Source organism: Maricaulis sp. ABE4_448, from assembly GCF_056160825.1.
The window spans coordinates 71,839-88,840 of the sequence record NZ_JBSWXX010000004.1; the positions used below are offsets into that span (position 1 = coordinate 71,839).

Annotated in this window: 12 protein-coding genes; all 12 read left to right on the plus strand. The window is 64.6% G+C overall.

Going from position 1 to position 17,002, the window contains the following annotated elements; genetic code table 11:
- Window positions 1-10 precede the first annotated feature (10 nt).
- Window positions 11-391: a response regulator gene (locus ACXAJV_RS11910; protein ID WP_475085550.1), complete on the plus strand. Its 381-nt coding sequence runs from the start codon at window positions 11-13 to the stop codon at window positions 389-391.
- A complete protein-coding gene (locus ACXAJV_RS11915) occupies window positions 388-1,164 on the plus strand; it encodes a YaiO family outer membrane beta-barrel protein (protein WP_475085551.1) in 777 nt (258 codons plus the stop codon). The genes ACXAJV_RS11910 and ACXAJV_RS11915 overlap by 4 nt, the downstream gene beginning before the upstream one ends.
- A 10-nt stretch (window positions 1,165-1,174) precedes the next feature.
- Window positions 1,175-1,858 (plus strand): HEAT repeat domain-containing protein, encoded by a 684-nt coding sequence (locus ACXAJV_RS11920; protein ID WP_475085552.1) that lies wholly within the window; start codon window positions 1,175-1,177, stop codon window positions 1,856-1,858.
- Entirely contained in the window at window positions 1,849-3,282 is a 1,434-nt protein-coding gene (locus ACXAJV_RS11925) for a glycosyltransferase family 2 protein (RefSeq protein ID WP_475085553.1), read from the plus strand. The genes ACXAJV_RS11920 and ACXAJV_RS11925 overlap by 10 nt, the downstream gene beginning before the upstream one ends.
- Window positions 3,283-3,501: 219 nt before the next feature.
- The gene (locus ACXAJV_RS11930; RefSeq protein WP_475085555.1) at window positions 3,502-5,343 is read left to right on the plus strand and encodes an aminotransferase-like domain-containing protein; all 1,842 of its coding nucleotides are present in this window, start codon (window positions 3,502-3,504) and stop codon (window positions 5,341-5,343) included.
- A 148-nt stretch (window positions 5,344-5,491) separates the two neighbouring features.
- Window positions 5,492-6,412 (plus strand): carbon-nitrogen hydrolase family protein, encoded by a 921-nt coding sequence (locus tag ACXAJV_RS11935; RefSeq protein ID WP_475085556.1) that lies wholly within the window; start codon window positions 5,492-5,494, stop codon window positions 6,410-6,412.
- Between the two features lie 62 nt (window positions 6,413-6,474).
- Window positions 6,475-8,859, plus strand: coding sequence for a TonB-dependent receptor (locus ACXAJV_RS11940; RefSeq protein ID WP_475085557.1), 2,385 nt, complete (start codon window positions 6,475-6,477; stop codon window positions 8,857-8,859).
- Window positions 8,860-8,911: 52 nt separating this feature from the next.
- Window positions 8,912-10,477 carry a sulfotransferase family protein gene (locus tag ACXAJV_RS11945; protein WP_475085559.1) on the plus strand — a complete coding sequence of 522 codons (1,566 nt, stop codon included), beginning with the start codon at window positions 8,912-8,914 and terminating at the stop codon, window positions 10,475-10,477.
- A complete protein-coding gene (locus ACXAJV_RS11950) occupies window positions 10,474-12,594 on the plus strand; it encodes a serine hydrolase (protein WP_475085560.1) in 2,121 nt (706 codons plus the stop codon). The genes ACXAJV_RS11945 and ACXAJV_RS11950 overlap by 4 nt, the downstream gene beginning before the upstream one ends.
- Window positions 12,591-13,820: an MFS transporter gene (locus tag ACXAJV_RS11955; protein ID WP_475085561.1), complete on the plus strand. Its 1,230-nt coding sequence runs from the start codon at window positions 12,591-12,593 to the stop codon at window positions 13,818-13,820. Before ACXAJV_RS11950 ends, ACXAJV_RS11955 begins: the two co-directional genes overlap by 4 nt.
- Window positions 13,821-13,886: 66 nt before the next feature.
- The gene (locus ACXAJV_RS11960; RefSeq protein WP_475085563.1) at window positions 13,887-15,344 is read left to right on the plus strand and encodes an NAD-dependent succinate-semialdehyde dehydrogenase; all 1,458 of its coding nucleotides are present in this window, start codon (window positions 13,887-13,889) and stop codon (window positions 15,342-15,344) included.
- Between the two features lie 17 nt (window positions 15,345-15,361).
- Window positions 15,362-16,639 carry a 4-aminobutyrate--2-oxoglutarate transaminase gene (gabT, locus tag ACXAJV_RS11965; RefSeq protein WP_475085565.1) on the plus strand — a complete coding sequence of 426 codons (1,278 nt, stop codon included), beginning with the start codon at window positions 15,362-15,364 and terminating at the stop codon, window positions 16,637-16,639.
- Window positions 16,640-17,002 lie beyond the last annotated feature (363 nt).

Genomic DNA, 17,002 nt, shown 5'->3' on the forward strand with positions numbered 1-17,002 from the left:
AGGAAAAACAATGAAACCGATCCTGATCGTCCAGAACGAACCGCTGATGACCACGTTGCTCTGCCACCGTCTCACCATGCACGGCCATTCCGTGCTGACGGCCGTCGACGGCCGCTCGGCACTCGACTTGGTCGATTGGGCCCGGCCCAAGCTGATCCTGGTCGATATGGTCCTGCCGGACATGCGGGGACTGGAAGTGTTGGCGCGTCTGAAGGCCGAAGCGGCCACGGCGGATGTGCCGGTGATGATGTTGCTGCCCTATGTCAGCGAGTCCGAAACGGTTGCTGCCCTGGAAGGCGGTGCGCATGACTGCCTGGTCAAGCCGATCCAGCCGCGCGAACTGGTCGCGCGCATTGCCGGGGCGCTGTCCCGCCAGAAGGTCGCGGCATGAGCCTGCGCTCTTGCATCCAGGCCGGCATGTTGGCCACGGCGTGTCTGTGCGGACCCGCGTCTGCACAGCCCGCGCCGGGCTGGACGGCCGATCTTGCCGCAGGCTATTCCGCGCTGTCGCGCACGACGCTGGGGGACTGGTCCGCCGCGTCCGCTCAGCTGGGGTACCGGAATGAGGCCGGCCGCCTGGTCTGGGGGCGTGTCGAACACGACCGCCGCTTCGGTATGCAAGACACCTATTTCCAGGTCGGATTGCAGAACCGGATTGCGGGCGGGACCGGCTCCCTGGCGCTGGGCAGCGCTTTCGGCGGCGATTTTCGCGAAGACGTCGATCTGCGCTTGGCCTGGACGCGTCCGGCCTGGCGTCCGGCCGAAGGGGCCGGCGGTACGGATTTCGATCTCAGCATGCGGATTGCCGATTATGGCGAGGGGGCCGTCACCGTGCTGGCACCCGGCCTGGTTCACTATACCCGCGCTCGCGACGCCTGGCTCTCCGTGGCTCCGGTCTTTGTGCGCGGCGCCGGCGGGCGCTGGGAAGGCGGTCTGGCGATGCGTGCCGACACTGCACTCGGCGAGAATTGGCGGATCCGCGGCGGCATCAGCTGGGCGCCCGAGGTCGATGCCGGCCGTGTGGCGCGCACGCGCGGCTTCGAGGCCGGTCTGCGCCGCCGTTTCGGTGCCGGCCGCGAGGTCGGTGGAACGCTCACCCATGAAGACCGCCAGGACAGTTATGCGCGCACGCAGCTGACGCTGTCCCTGCGGCAGAGATTTTGAGGCCAGTATCATGACAACGGTCGAAGCAATCTGGATGGCAGCCGCCGTTTTCGGGGCGTTCGGGATCATGCTGATCGCCAGCGCCGCCGTGGTCGTTGTCTTCCAGGCTTGGCGCGAGCCCGTGCGGGCCAGCCGCGACGCCTACCGGACGGCCTGCCTGCTCGACCACGTGGCTTCAGGCGCGCCCCTGCCGCGTGTGAAAAGCCGCCGGTCGGCCCGCGCCTGGGCGCATACATCCGCGCGCTTGGCGGAGATTCTGGCCGGGACCGAAGGTGAGGCCCTCGGTCAGCTGGCGGACAAGTACGGGAAGCTCTCTCCGAGCAGTCACCAGCCAGCCAGGCTGCGGATCCCCGGCGGTGATGGCGGGCTGAACCTGTCGATTCCCCAACTCAATGTCCTGGCACGTTCGATTGACCTGCCAGACCGGCGCAAGGCGCTGCGGGCCCTGGTCTCGCTCGGCCACCCCGACGCGATCTCGACCCTGCTCGTAGCGCTTCGAGATGTTGACCCGGAATGCCGTTGTTTGGCGCTGGCCGGCCTTGCCGATTTACGCGCCTCCGGCGCAACCGACCGGATCGCCGAAATGGTCGATGATCCGTCCTGGCGGGTGCGCGATGCTGCCCGCCGCGCCTTCACCCAGCTTGCCGAGCAGCCGCCGCAAGCTTCGCAATCGGGAGTGGTCCAATGGATCTGATCAGCACGATTTTCACCTGGCCCGACATCACCTTTCCCGTCACTTTTCTCATCATCGGCAGCGCCGTTTTCCAGGACGTGCTCTATGCGGTGCTGATCGCGATCGCCGCGATCACCCTGCTGCGCCGCGAGCTGGAGCCGAACGCCAACCGCATGGTGCGGCTGATCGGCCGCAACGCCCCCCGGGTCAGCATCCTCGCGCCTGCCTACAATGAGGCGGAGACCGTGGTCGACTGCACCCGGGCCCTGCTGCGGCAGAACTATTTCAACTACGAGGTTATCGTCATCAATGACGGGTCGAGCGACGCCACGCTGCAGCGGTTGATCAAGGCCTTTGACCTCAAGCCCGCCGAGCGGGATTGTTCCGACCGTCTGGCGTTCGGCCGCGTTCGCGGTGTCTATCAGGGTGCCGGCGCGATCCCGCTCTGGGTGATCGACAAGGAGAATGGCGGCAAAGCCGACGCGCTCAATGCCGGCATTGCCTACGCCTCCGGCGAGCTGTTCTGTGCGATCGACGCCGATTCCCTGCTCGAGGCGGATGCGCTGATCCGCACCAGCCAGCCGTTTCTGGACAATCCGGACACGGCCGCGGTTGCCGGCACGGTGCGGGTCGCCAATGGGTGCCGCCTGCGGGACGGCGCTGTGGAAAAGGCGGCGTTGCCGCGGCGTTTCCTGCCGCTGATCCAGTCTCTGGAGTATCTCCGGGCCTTCCTGGTGGCGCGTTTCGCGTTGAGCGAGCTGGGCGCGCTGATGATCGTCTCCGGCGCCTTCGGCATGTTCGACCGCAGCCGCGTGGTCGAGGTCGGCGGCTATGATCCGCGCACGGTGGGGGAGGATGCAGAACTGATCGTGCGCCTGCACCGGGCCGGGCGTGACAATGACTGGCCGGCCGCGGTGCGTTTCATCCCCGAACCGGTCTGCTGGACCCAGGTTCCGGAGCGCCTGTCCGACCTCGCCGGCCAGCGCCGCCGCTGGCAGCGGGGTGCGCTGGAAACGCTGTGGCGGCATCGCGATGCGGCGCTGCGGCCCGATTACGGGGTTCCCGGAACCCTGGGCCTGGGCAGCATGATCATCATCGATGTGGTCGGTCCGACGCTGGAAGTGCTGGGCTATGCGCTGGCGCTGATGCTCGCTGTGACCGGTCATATTTCCTGGAGCTGGTTTGCAGCCCTGTTCGCCCTGGTGTGCAGTTTCGGCTTCTTCCTGTCGGCCTCCGCCATCCTGTTGCAGGAGATCGAGTTGCGGCGCACGGCCTCGCTGAAGGCGATCGCGCAATTGCTGTTCGCGGCGGCGATCGAGAATTTCGGCTATCGGCAGCTCAGCAATCTGTGGCGCTTTGCCGGAACCATCGATTTCCTCATTGGCAGTCGCGGTTGGGGGCATATCGAGCGCCTGGCGTTCGAAACGACGGAAACCGGCTCGTAGCCGCATCTGCGCATGGGCGGGAAACGACCAGCCGCATCGTCGGGCAGACGCGGCCGCGTGAGTCTGGCAACCCCTGTCCCAGATCGTCGCGATCGGCACGTCAACCCGTGCTTCGATGGCCGGCAATGCCGCGCCGCGACTGCCGGATGCAGGAACAGGCTTGCTGGCCAGAAGGTTCTCTTGTGAGATGAGGGCGATCTTGGATGGACCGGACGCGCCGTGGCCAAACACTCCCAATCACTTGCTCCGCTCTTCCGGATCGACAAGCGAAGCCAGATGTCGATGCAGGAGCAGATCCGGCGGCGGGTGATCGAAGCGATCTACGCGGAGGTGTTTCCGCCCGGAAAGCGGTTGCCTTCGTCCCGCAAGCTCGCGAGCGAGCTGGATGTGTCGCGCAACACAGTTTTCCTGGCCTATCAGCAGCTGATCGCGGAAGGCCATATCGAAGCGCGTGAGCGATCCGGATTATATGTGCCGGAGGCCGCCCAGGCCCGTCGCTTGGTCGCCCCTTCACAGCCGAACAAGACGCGGACGCCAGCCCTTTCCAGCGCGATCGCGCGACGCTTGCCAAAGCAGACGGGCGGTTCACCCGGGTTTCAATGTCCGCCTGACTGGCAGAAATTCCGCTATCCCTTCATTGAAGGCCGGTATGATCGCTCGCTGTTTCCCATCGCCGAATGGCGCGAAGCCAGCCGGCTGGCCCTGGCAGCTTCGGAGGTGGATCAGTGGTCCCTGGACAATGGCGAGGTCGATGATCCGGCGCTTGTCGAAGAGATCCGGACCAAGTTGCTGCCGAGACGCGGAATTACGGCGCGACCGGACGAGCTGCTGATCACGGTTGGAGAACAACAGGCGTTGTTCCTGGCCGCCCAGTTGCTGGTCAACAAGGCAAGCCGTGTCGCAGTGGAGGAGCCCGGCCTTCCGGAGCTGCGCGCCTTGCTGGCCATGCGAGAAGCGGAGTTGGTCCACCAACCCGTGGATGACAAGGGAATTCTCGTCGATTCGAGGCTCGAAGGCTGCGAACTCGTTTGCGTATCCGCGAGCCGTCAGCGTCCGACCGGCGTGACCTTGTCCCAGGATCGTCGCAGGGCCTTGCTGGACATGGCTGAAGCCCGGGACTTTATGGTCCTGGAAGACGACTTCGAGTGCGAGATGAATTATCTGGGCAGCGCGGTTCCGGCGCTGCGCAGTCTCGACGGCGGAGAGCGTGTGGTCTACGTCGCGTCTCTCTCCAAGGTGCTCGCACCGGGCGTGCGGCTTGGCTATATGGTGGCAGCGCCAGAGATCATCGCCGAGGCCCGCCGGCTGCGCGACCTGACGACGCGCCGGCCGTCCCCCAACAATCAGCGCGCGGCAGCCTTTTTCCTGTCGCTTGGGCACTACGATGCCATGATGCGGCGCCTGACCCGGGTTTGCGCTGAGCGGCTGATCGCCTTGCGCGATGCGCTGAACCACTACCGCCCCTTGTCCATAGCCGTCGCACCGGTAGAAGGGGGAACCTCCTACTGGGTCCGCGGCCCCGAAGGCATGGATGCACAGGCAGTGATCCGTGCAGCGGAAGCCCGTGGCATTCTGATCGAACCAGCCGACCACTGGTTTGCCGAGACTCCCAAGGCACAAACCATGTTCCGGCTGGGCGTCACATCGCTGGCCGCGCCGGCGATCCGCAAGGGTATTGCGGAGCTGTCTATGGCGATGCGGGCTCTGGCCGAAGCGGGGTCTGACGATCATCCATCCTTCCACGTGCTCGCCGGTGTGGACCTGCACGACCGCCTCGCCGGAGCGACCCTGCTCTACAAGACGGTCTACGGCGATCCCTGCACGATCGAGCTGCATCCGGACGGCCGCATGACCGGCCAGGCCGGCTATGCCGGAGAAGATCGCGATGCAGGCCGTTGGTGGGTGGACGGAGACCAATGGGTGCGCCAGTGGCGAAACTGGGCCTTCGGCGAAGTGCTCGGGTTCTCCGTGGCGATCGAGGGCGATCTTCTGCTTTGGCTCGATCAGGCAGGGCATGTCGTCGATAAAGCCGTACTGGCATCAGCGTCCTCAACAGTGTGACCTGGCCTCATCAGGGCGAGTTTTGTGCCTAATCTGGCCCTATATCGCGCGATCAACTGGTTCTAACCGCGGCCCGACCCGACTGTCATGCTCCCGTCACTGAATAAATAGGGCCTGCTTGCGGGAGGCCGCGGGAGGAAACAGATTCATGGCATCACTCGGAGTCGCTGCTCTGCAACTGGCCGCTGGTTCGACAGGCAATCTGGAACTGGTGGAGCGCGAAGTGCGCGCCGTGGCGAAGCGGTTCCCCTGGCTCGATCTGGTTGTGATCGGAGAGCTTGCTGTTCACGGGGTCAGCCTGGATCGCGCCGAGCCTGCGGGCGGTGAGACCGAACAACGTTTGGCTGCGCTCGCTGTGGAGACAGGTCTCTGGCTGGTGCCGGGTTCCCTTTATGAGCGCCGTGGCGACGCGATCTTCAATACAACCCCGGTCTTCAATCCGTCTGGCGAGGTCGTGGCCCGCTACGACAAGATGTTCCCGTTTCTGCCCTACGAGGCGGGGGTTGAGCCGGGCCGCGACTATGTCGTGTTCGACATCCCCGGTGCGGGCCGGGTCGGTATCGCCATCTGCTATGACATGTGGTTCCCGGAAATGATCCGGACGCTGGCCGGCATGGGGGCTGAAGTCATCCTCCTGCCGACCATGACCAACACGATTGATCGCGATGTCGAACTGTCGATCGCGCGGGCCAACGCCGCGATCAACCAATGCTATTTCGTCGACATCAACATGGCGGGCGATCTCGGCGTGGGCCGGTCGGCCGTATATGGCCCAGGCGGCGATGTGATCTGCGAAACCGGCGCCGGCCGCGAAGTTATCGCCCTCGATCTTGATCTCGACCAGGTCAGCCGCATGCGGGATCGGGGCTGGCAAGGGCTGGGCCAGGTGCTCAAGAGCTTCCGCGACAGCGATGTCAGCTTCCCGTTGCACGAGACCGCGAGCGCCCGGCGCCAGGGAATGCAGGCGATGGGGCCGCTCGAAATGCCGAAAAAGCAACGCAATAACCCACCCGAAAACGCGGTGGACGCGGGAGGAGATCGCAAGCCCAGGCTGACGATCATCGACTAGTGACGGGCGGCCGGACAGGGCCGCGGAAACAAAAGGGGACCGGCTCGGGCCGGAGGAGCATCATGGGCAAGACAGATATGAAAATCTCGACACAAGGCGGGCTGATGGCCCTGCTGATGGGCGGAACAGCGCTCGCAACCGCCGGACTGGGCAGCGCAGCGCTCGCCCAGGAAAACTCTACAGGGCGGGATGTGATTACGGTGACGGCGACGCGTCGCGAGGAAACCGTGTCCGACGTCCCCTACAATATCTCCGCAGTCGGCGGAGCTGCGATCGAGGCTGGGCAAATACTGGATGAGGCGGAATTGCTGCGCTCCATCCCGGGGGTGGCCGTGGTGGACCGCGGTGCACGCAATTCCGGCACGATGAATGCGGCGCGGATCCGGGGGCTTGCAGTCGACGGCAATGCACTCGGCGACTACGCCGTCTCGTCGGTCGCCTCGGTCTCGACCTATGTTAATGACACACCGATCTTCGCCAATTTCGCACTGCGGGATCTGGAGCGTGTGGAAGTGCTTCGCGGACCGCAGGGCACGCTTTACGGCTCCGGCGCCCTGGGTGGCACGATCCGCTATATCACGCGAGACCCGGAACTGGGTGAGTTTGGCGGCTCGGTCACCGGCTCGCTGTCACACGTCAACGGGTCGGACGATTTTGGTGTTGCCGCCGATGCAGTGCTCAATATCCCTCTGGGAGAGCGCGCGGCGCTGCGTCTTGTGGGCAGTTTCGGTGATTATCCGGGCATCACCGACTATGTGAATCTCTACGAACTCGACGCGAATGGCGTTCCGGTCGCGCCGAATGGCGTGCTGGACCCGGCTGCTTCGTATCGTGTCGAAGAAGATGCAGACACGTTCGACACCTGGATGGGTCGGGCCACGCTCCTGCTGGAACCGACGGACAATGCGTCGATCCGTATCGTGCATGCGCGCCAGTCTGACGAAGTCGGCGGCCGCCGGCAGCAAACCGTTGGCTTTGACGGCTTTGGCAATGCCTATGACGAGTATGAGAACGGCTCGATCCAGCTGGAGCCGTCCAGCCGCGACATCAACATGACCTCGCTGGAGGCCGAAGTGGATCTGGGCTTTGCGACCCTGACCTCCTCGACCTCGCACTACGACCATTCCGGCGACAGCATCAGCGAAAACACCGGCTTCTACGCCCAGGCCGGCTGGTTGGGCTTCTATTATAACTACCCGCGCCCGATGGCTCAGGCTGTGCGCTCCTATGCCGACGAAGCCGTGATCCAGGAATTGCGCCTGGTGTCGGATGATGGTGGCAATTTCGACTATGTCGTGGGGGCTTTCTATCGCAGCCAGCAACGCGAGATGACCCAGCAGAGCTATCTGGTCGGTTTCAAGAACTGGTGGGATACCCTGCTTCCGGGAGCGGCCGGTGCAGTCAGCGGCGACCAGGACTGGGATTATCGCCAGACCGAGCATTTCACCGAAACAGCCCTGTTCGGCGAACTGACCTGGCATGCCACTGACGATCTCGATATCACCTTCGGCGGCCGCTATTTCGACAATGAGTCCGAGAACGACACCTTCATGGCGTTGCCCTTGTGGACCGGCCTTTTCCCGGATGTGAACGCCAATTTCGAAACCTCCGAGGACGACATCCTGTTCAAGCTGAACGGCTCCTGGCGCTTCAGTGAGCTGGACATGCTCTATGCCACCATCTCCGAAGGCTACCGCCGGGGTGGCGCCAATGCGGTTCCGCTTTCCGGCTATTATGCCGAGGACCCGCGCTGGCAGATGTATTCATCGGACTCCGTGATCAACTACGAGATCGGGGTGAAGGGGGATCATGGCGATTTCATCTATGATGTCAGCCTGTTCTACGTCGACTGGTCGGACCCGCAATTCAACACCTCGACCACGAATTGGGGCTTCTTCGCCGTGCAGAATGGCGATGCGGCCCGCACCTACGGTCTGGAGGCCTCGCTGGAGGGCTTTGTGGGGGATGCTTGGCACTATGCGCTCGGCTACGCCTATATCGATGCCGAGCTGAGCGCCGATTTCCACGCGCCCGACCGGCCGGCACCGGCTCTGCCGATCGCGCTGGAAGGCGCGATGCTGCCCGGCACGCCAGAGCATCAGCTCAACTGGTCCTTCGACTACACCCGAAGCCTCGGGGATTGGGTCTCCTTCACCCGCCTCGATGGCTATTACCAGTCGGAGACGCGCAATGCGGTGTCGACCTCGCCGACCTTCAACGTGCCGCTGGACGGGTTCTCAATCTGGAATCTGACCACCACGCTGTCGCGCGAAAATCTGGACCTGTCGCTGTGGGTCAAGAACATCACCAATGAGGAAGGCGTCACCGGCGTGTTTACCGAAGCCTATATGGGCACGGCTCCGGGCGAGGGCTATTTCGGCAACGGCAACAAGGAAATGATTGCCTTGCCGCGAACCTTGGGCGCGACCCTGCGCTATACCTTCTGATCGGATAGGATCGGGGCGGTCCGGCCGGACCGCCCCGCCCCGACTTCTGAAGATGGATGCCGCCATTTCTTCCGCTGACCCGAAAGCCCGGCTCGCCCGGATCGACCAAGCCCTGCGGGCCCGCCGGTTGGATGCGGGCCTGCCCGAAGCGCGGGCGCTGACGGCTGATTTTCCCGACTTTATCGATGGCTGGCTGGCGCTGGCCCGCTGCCTTCAGATGGCCGGCGATCATGCCGGAATGCGCGAGGCGCTGGGGGCGGCGCTGCAGCTGGACCCGGCCTCTCCCCTGGCACGGCTGATGGATGCCGAAGCCCTTGTCCATCTCGGGCAGGTGAAGGCGGCCGCGGCCGCCTTCCGGGCGATGCAGACCGATGCACACGCGGATGCCAACTGGCTGGCCCGGATCGGAGAGGGGCTGGGCCAGTGCGGTGATCCGGATGCGGCGCTGGACTGCCTCGACGAGGCGCTGGCGCTGAAACCGTCCGCCGCAGAGCTCTACTATGCGCGGGCCACACACCTCATTGCCGTGGGCCGGCTGGACGAGGCCGAGCAGGCTTTCGACACCGCTATCCAGCGCGCTCCGCACGATTACGACGCGTACTACAATCGCTCGACTGTGCGAAAGCAGACACCCGCCCGCAATCATGTCGATGAATTGCGCCGCATGCTGCGGGCGCCGCATCGCACCGCGCTGGCGCCGGTGCAGTTGAATTTTGCGCTTGCCAAGGAGCTGGAGGATCTCGGCCGAGACGCCGAAAGTTTCGAAGCCCTGAAGGCCGGGGCGGACGCCCGGCGCGCCATGATGCGTTACGATGTTCGTGGCGACGTCGCGATCATGGAAGCGCTTGCAAAACGGTTCGACCGGACCTGGCTGGATGGGGCCGGGACAGGTGTTGAAACAGAAGGTCCGATCTTCATCCTGGGCTTGCCGCGCAGCGGCAGCACGCTGACGGATCGTATCCTCAGCGCACACAGCGATATCGAGAGCCTGGGTGAACTCAATGACTTTCCGCTCGCCCTGACCGGGCTGTGCCGGCAGGCTGGCGGAAAGGCGCAGTTGGTCGATGCCGCCGCGTCGCTGGACCCGGCGGTTTTGGGACAGGCCTATCTCGCACGTCTTGCCGGACGGCGGGGCAATGCCCGTTTCTTCATCGACAAGGCACCGGCGAACTTCCTCTATATCGGGCTGATTGCGGCGGCCCTTCCCGGCGCCCGCATCATCCATGTCCACCGCGACCCGATGGACAATGCCTATTCGCTGTACAAGGCGCTGTTCCGGATGGGGTATCCCTATTCCTACGATTTCGCCGATCTGGCCGCCTACATGCAGGCCAAGGACCGCTTGATGGCGCACTGGCACGCCGTGATGCCGGGCCGCATCCACGATGTGCGGTACGAGGACATCATCGCCGATCAGGAGGGCGAGACCCGCCGCCTCCTGGAGGCCGTCGGGGTGGCCTTCGAGCCGGCCTGTCTCGACTTCCATCGCAATGCCAGCCCGTCCGCTACACACAGCGCGGCGCAGGTCCGCCAGCCGCTCTACAGCAGTTCGGTCGGGCTGTGGCGGCGATACGCAAAAGAGCTCGCTCCGCTGGCCCGCCAATTGGGTGACTCATGAGGCTGTTGGTACTTTGTTTCGCGGTGGTCGCCTTGCTGGGGCAGCCGGTCTGGGCCCAGTCTGGCTTCGAAGAGGACTTCGAGTCAGGCTTGGGCGAGCGGTGGCGAGGCGACCCCGGACGGGGCGATATCCGCCTGACGGCATACGCTGGCAACCATTCCTTGCGGCTTCAGCGCGATGCCTGGGCGGCGACGGTTGTCGCATTGCCGGAAGACGCCATGCAGGTACGCGTGGCTGTGAGCTTTGCCGCCGATGATCTGGAAGGGTCGGACGCCTGTCGCCTTGAAGCCTCGCTTGATGGACAGACCTGGACGTTGATGGGCCAGATCGGCGATGGCCTGGACGATGCTGTCAGCCTGCATCGTGTTGCGGCGGAGGTTGCCGACGCTGCCGGCCGCCCGTGGATCGCGGTTCGTCTCCGCGTCGATGGCAATGCCAGCAATGACACGTGCTGGGCTGATAACCTTCAAGTCAGCTGGTCCCGGCCGCTGACCGGCCTGGCTCCGGGGATTCCCGAAGACGCCGGCGCGCTGACGGCACCTCTGGCGTCGCAAGCCTTTGCAGCTCCGGCTGACGCAGAGCCACCCCGAATGGCGATCGCCGCCCGTATCCACGTGGCGGGCCGGGACGCACCGGATGGCTACCGGATTGTCCATGACGAGTTCGACTACGGCGCCGAGCCCGGCATTGCCGCCATTCCGGCGCTGCAGCTGGATTGGGTCAGCCAGGGCGGGCGCGCCTTGCCGCTGCAAAGGGGGCCCCGCCCGGGCAGTAGCGAACACTGGGAGTGGGTGGTCCAGCCAGGGCGCGTGTGGCTGGAGCCTGAAGGTTGGGAGGCGCGTTTCCCGGTCGCCCTGCAGGAGCGCAATGCCAATTGCATCCACACGGGCTGGCTCGCGGTCAGTGCAGACACGGTCTCTGGAGAGACGCAAGGCGTCTTGCAGATGGGCGCCGAGACGTGTGCCTATTTCCAGTTCGACCTTTGGACCCGTCTGGATGTCGCGGTCGAACAGATGGACATGCCGGCCGATCTGCCGCGTGGTGATGTGCGCCTGGAGCGCCGCGATATTGCGCAACTGTCCGCCAATTTCGTTCCAGATGATCAAGCCGAATTCGGTTCGCCGCTCGAAGTTTCACCGGATGCGATGAGCGTGTTCGGCGTGCTCATCGATGACACGGTTTATGCTGGCGGCTGTGACACGCGGTTCGGGCTGGATCCCTATTGTGAAGATTTGGCGCTGCCGTCCTATTCGCTCGCTAAATCTGTCGTGGCTGGTCTCGCGTTGATGCGCCTGGAACGGCTCTACCCTGGCGCCCGCTCGGCGCTGATCTCGGATCATGTCGATGCGTGTGACGCGGAGCGCTGGGCCGGCGTCACTTTCGAGCACGCTTTGGATATGGCCACCGGGCTGTACACGTCGGCGGACTTTGATGCTGATGAAGGGGCGCCGGAGCTATGGGAATTCATGTCCCGTTCGACTCATGCGGAACGCATCGATCTGGCCTGCCGCCAACATCCGCGTCAGGCCGAACCGGGAGAGCGCTGGGTCTACCACACCACTGACACCTATGTTCTGGGTGCGGCGATGCAGAATTACTGGAGCGTGCAGAGCGGCCGGGAAGATGCCGACTTCTACGACGACCTTCTGGTGCCGCTGTGGCGATCCTTGGGCTTGTCGCCGCTGATGGACAGCACGCGGAGAAGCTATGACGCAACCCGCCAACCGGTCAGCGGCTGGGGGCTGACCCTCACGCTAGACGACATGATGCGGCTGGGCCGCTTCCTGCAGGAGGGTGGTCAGGTCGCGGGGGATGCATGGGCCGATCCGGCTATGCTGGCCGCGGCGCTGCAGCGTGATCCGGCCGACCGGGGCCTGACCGCCGGAAGTGATGTCCAACGTTATCAGAACGGATTTTGGGCCTGGAATGCCGGTCCGGCGCTGGGCTGCGCGTCGGACGTGTGGATCCCGGCGCTGTCCGGCTATGGCGGCATAACCCTCGCACTGATCCCCAATGGTCATGTCTATGCCTATGTCAGCGACGGCCGCGAGTTCGCCTGGCGGCGCGCAGCCGTCGCATCCCATGCCATCCAACCCTATTGCGAGGACGCAAGATGACCGCTCACAGCCAGACGCCGCGCATGCCCTTCCCGCATCTGACGGCCGCGCCCGACGGGCTGATTGCGGCGGTCATGCTGGCCTTCCTGGCAACGGCGGGCTTGTTTTACGTCAACATCATGGCCGCCATCGTCGACGGTCTCGTCAGTGGTCTTGGCCTGTCTGACGAGCAGGCCGGTCAAATCGGGTCGGCGAATATCTACGGTGCGGCCATCGGGGCTCTGGCGGCCGTATTCCTGGTGAAGCGCTGGCCGTGGCGGCGTATGGCCTGGATATGTCTTGTCATCCTGATTGCCGTGGACATAGCCTCGATCTGGATTGCCAGTTTCGAGGTGCTGTTGCCGGTGCGCCTTGCCCATGGGGTTGTCGGGGGCGTGCTCACCGGTACGGCCTTCGCCGTTATTGCCCGCACCGCCAATCCGGACCGGACCTTCGGCATGTTGCTTTTCGTGCAGTTCGGCCTGGGCGGGCTTGCCGTGATGGTCCTGCCGCCGCTGGCACCGGTCTTCGGAACGCAGGCCTTGTTTATCGCCCTGGCGCTGTTCAGCGTCGCAACGCTCGTGATGCTGCCTTTCCTGGCTGAATACCCGCCGCGCGAGACTGACAAGCAGGCGGGCAGCCGCATCGACTGGCCGCCGCTCGCGCTGACCTATGTGGCGATCTTCCTGTTCCAGGCGGCCAATATGGGCTTGCTCGCCTATATCATCCGCCTGGGCATCGACTACGGCTTGGACCGGTCCTACGTGTCGACCGCGCTGGGTCTGGCGACCTGGGTCGCGTTGGCGGGGCCCCTCCTGGTGATGGTGTGCGGTCTGCGTTTTGGCCGGTTCTGGTTGCTGGGGGCGTCCATGCTGCTGACCTTTGCCGGCACGGCGCTGTTCCATTTCAGCGGTCATCCGGCCGCCTATATGATCGCCAATTGCGGTACCGGCATTACCTGGGGTTTTGTTATCGCCTACCTGTTCGGTATGACGGCCGAGTTCGATGCCGCAGGGCGGGCCTCAGCCTTCGCCGGCTTCATCTCGAAAATGGGACTGGCGTCCGGGCCGATGATTGCGGGGAGCATTCTCGGGGGCGGGGCGGGCTTTGGCATGCTGGTCAACGTCGCCATCCTTGGTCTGTTCCTCAGCCTGGTCTTCATGCTCTGGCCGGCACGGCGCCTCGATGAGGCGCGTGGACAGGCAAGCGAGCAGGACCTGGAAACTGGTTCGACGGATCGCGCATAACTGGCCCTATCGTGCGGGTGTGCAAGCCGACAATCTGGCCCCATAGCAGTGACAGGGGATAGTTCCATGCTGGATGTGGGCCCGGACTGGCCGACGCAGGCCTTCATTGATGGAAAATGGTGTGACGCGGCTACGGCACGTCGTTTCGATGTGTACGATCCCGCCACCGGACGTGTGATCGCGTCGGTCGCCGATTGCGGCGAGGCGGAAACACAGACCGCGATCGATGCCGCCGCCGCGGCGCTTGCGGCCTGGTCCGCCCTTCCGGCGGACCAGCGGGCGGCCCGCTTGCGGCACTGGCGCGACCTGATGGTGGAACAGGCGGACGACCTCGCGCTGGTGCTGTCCCTTGAAAACGGCAAGCCGCTGGCCGAGGCGCGCGGCGAAATACTCTACGGCGCCTCCTATCTGGACTGGTTCGCCGAGGAAGCCCGCCGGGTCTATGGCGAAATCATTCCCGCCCCCTCCGAAAGCAAGCGCATCCTTGTGACCCGCAAGCCGGTTGGCGTGTGTGCAGCGATCACGCCGTGGAATTTTCCCAATGCCATGCTGATGCGCAAGGCCGCGGCGGCGCTGGCGGCTGGCTGCACGCTGGTCGCCAAACCGGCGGCGGAAACACCGCTGTCGGCGCTGTTTGCCGCCCGGCTGAGCGTGGACGCCGGCGTTCCGGCGGGCGTTTTCAATGTTGTCACCGGTACCGATGCGGCGGCGATCGGCGGTGTGCTGACGACCGGCGCAACGGTTCGCAAGCTCTCATTCACAGGGTCGACCGCGGTGGGCCGCAAGCTCATTGCCCAGTGCGCGCCGACGGTAAAACGCCTGTCGATGGAGCTGGGCGGAAATGCGCCCTTCATTGTGTTCGATGATGCCGATCTGGACGCTGCAATCGAAGGGCTGATGGCGTCCAAGTTCCGCAATGCCGGTCAGACCTGCGTCTGTGCCAACCGGATCTTCGTCCACAATGCCATCCGGCCAGCCTTTGCCGAACGTCTGGCGGAGCGGGTGAGGGCGCTCAAGGTCGGCCGCGGTGACGAGGCGGGTGTGGAGATCGGTCCGCTGATCAGCGAGGCCGCCTTTGCCAAGACCGAACGTCTGGTCGCGGATGTACTGGCCAAGGGCGGGCGGTTGGTGACAGGCGGAGCCAAGCATGCCGCCGGGGATCTCTTCTATGCGCCAACCGTGGTGGATGGCGTGACGCCGGACATGTCCGTGATGCAGGAGGAGATCTTCGGTCCGGTGGCGCCGCTGATCGGCTTTGATGACGAGGCTGACGTCATCGCCATGGCCAATGACACCGAATATGGCCTGGCCGCTTATCTGTATACCCGCGATCTGGGCCGAGCCTGGCGGGTCAGCGATGCGCTCGACTACGGCATGGTCGGTGTCAATGAGGGCATCCTGTCCTCGGCCGCCGCGCCGTTCGGCGGCGTCAAGCAATCCGGCTTTGGCCGCGAGGGGTCGCGCCATGGCCTCGATGACTATCTGGATATGAAATACACCTTGATGGGAGGCCTGTCGGCTTAATCCGGCGGCACACACGCATGAACAACGAAACGCTCTGGAAACGCCGTGAAGCCGCCATTCCGCGCGGTCTCGGCATGATGCACCCGGTCTTCGCGACACGCGCCAGCAATGCCGAAATCTGGGACGCGGAAGGCCGCCGCTATATCGATTTTGCGGCCGGCATTGCGGTGACCAATACCGGGCATAATCACCCGGCCATCAAGGCCGCCGTGGCGGCCCAGCTGGACAATTTCTCCCATGTCTGCGCCCAGGTGACGCCGTATGAGCCCTATGTGGCGCTGGCCGAAAAGCTCAATGCGCTGGCCCCCGGCGACACGCCGAAGAAGACCATCTTCCTGACCACGGGTGCCGAGGCAGTCGAGAACGCGATCAAGATTGCGCGTGCAGCAACGGGGCGGCCCGGCGTGATCGCCTTCTCCGGCGGTTTTCACGGCCGCACGATGATGGGCATGGCGCTGACCGGAAAGGTCGTGCCTTACAAGACCGGTTTCGGCCCCTTCCCGTCAGACATCTACCACGTGCCTTTCCCGGCTCCTTATCTGGGCATTTCCGAAGCCGCCTCGCTGGATGCGATCGCGCGCCTCTTCAAGTCCGACATCGAAGCCTCGCGGGTCGCGGCCATCATCATCGAGCCGGTGCAGGGCGAGGGCGGTTTCTATGCGGCATCGCCGGCCTTCATGCAGGCCCTGCGTAGCCTCTGCGACACGCACGGCATCCTCCTGATCGCCGATGAAATCCAGACCGGTTTCGCGCGCACCGGGGCGATGTTCGCCGTGGAGCAAGCCGGCATCGAGCCGGATCTCATGACGGTCGCCAAGGCGATGGCCGGCGGCTTTCCGATTTCCGGCGTCATCGGCAAGGCGGCGATCATGGATGCCGCCGGCCCCGGAGGGCTGGGCGGGACCTATGGCGGTTCGCCGCTGGGGTGTGCTGCCGGCCTGGCCGTGTTGGAGACAATCGAACGCGAAAGCCTGTGTCAGCGCGCGATCGAGATCGGCGACAAGATCGTACGTCACTGCGAGGCCCTGCGTCAGTCAGACCGAGGTGTCGGCGAAGTCCGGACGCTGGGCGCGATGACGGCGGTGGAGCTCGTCGTGGATGGTGATGCGGGTGCGCCGGATGCCGCGAGAACCGCAGCGCTGGTGGCCGAAGCCCGAAAACGCGGCCTGCTCCTGTTGTCCTGCGGTGTGCGGGGAAATGTCATCCGCTTCCTGGCACCGCTGACGATCCCCATGGAACAACTCGACGAGGGTCTGGATGTGTTCTCTGAGGCCCTGAAGGCCACAGCAGGCTGATCGCTTCATTGTGTCGGGTGTCGAGCGTTCAAGATACCGGTCACCGCAAGGCGTGTACGCCTGCGGTAACCGGACGGCGCGGTGAGAGACAGGCTCCGGACTTTGCCATAGGCACCACGCAGGTCATGGCACGAACGCCAGTCTTGAGGGGCGGGTGAGGCGGCGCGGTCCCGGTGGAACCGGTTCGGACCGTTCTTCGCCGCTCGTGCGATGTTCGGTTCGGAAGTCAGCGCGTCCGTCATCGGAGGCGGGGAGTTCGAGGCCAACTCCACGCGGAGCAATCTCCTCGTCCCGCTTAGCGCCGGACGATAATTGAGCAAAGCGTCAAAGAAGGGAGCGGGTCCGGCCGGACCCGCTCCTTGC

Bases quoted from the DNA above. Each gene is read 5' to 3' on its own strand.
- ACXAJV_RS11910 (WP_475085550.1), top strand. From the start codon at position 11: ATGAAACCGATCCTGATCGTCCAGAACGAACCGCTGATGACCACGTTG.
- ACXAJV_RS11915 (WP_475085551.1), top strand. From the start codon at position 388: ATGAGCCTGCGCTCTTGCATCCAGGCCGGCATGTTGGCCACGGCGTGT.
- ACXAJV_RS11920 (WP_475085552.1), top strand. From the start codon at position 1,175: ATGACAACGGTCGAAGCAATCTGGATGGCAGCCGCCGTTTTCGGGGCG.
- ACXAJV_RS11925 (WP_475085553.1), top strand. From the start codon at position 1,849: ATGGATCTGATCAGCACGATTTTCACCTGGCCCGACATCACCTTTCCC.
- ACXAJV_RS11935 (WP_475085556.1), top strand. From the start codon at position 5,492: ATGGCATCACTCGGAGTCGCTGCTCTGCAACTGGCCGCTGGTTCGACA.
- ACXAJV_RS11940 (WP_475085557.1), top strand. From the start codon at position 6,475: ATGGGCAAGACAGATATGAAAATCTCGACACAAGGCGGGCTGATGGCC.
- ACXAJV_RS11945 (WP_475085559.1), top strand. From the start codon at position 8,912: ATGGATGCCGCCATTTCTTCCGCTGACCCGAAAGCCCGGCTCGCCCGG.
- ACXAJV_RS11950 (WP_475085560.1), top strand. From the start codon at position 10,474: ATGAGGCTGTTGGTACTTTGTTTCGCGGTGGTCGCCTTGCTGGGGCAG.
- ACXAJV_RS11955 (WP_475085561.1), top strand. From the start codon at position 12,591: ATGACCGCTCACAGCCAGACGCCGCGCATGCCCTTCCCGCATCTGACG.
- ACXAJV_RS11960 (WP_475085563.1), top strand. From the start codon at position 13,887: ATGCTGGATGTGGGCCCGGACTGGCCGACGCAGGCCTTCATTGATGGA.
- gabT (WP_475085565.1), top strand. From the start codon at position 15,362: ATGAACAACGAAACGCTCTGGAAACGCCGTGAAGCCGCCATTCCGCGC.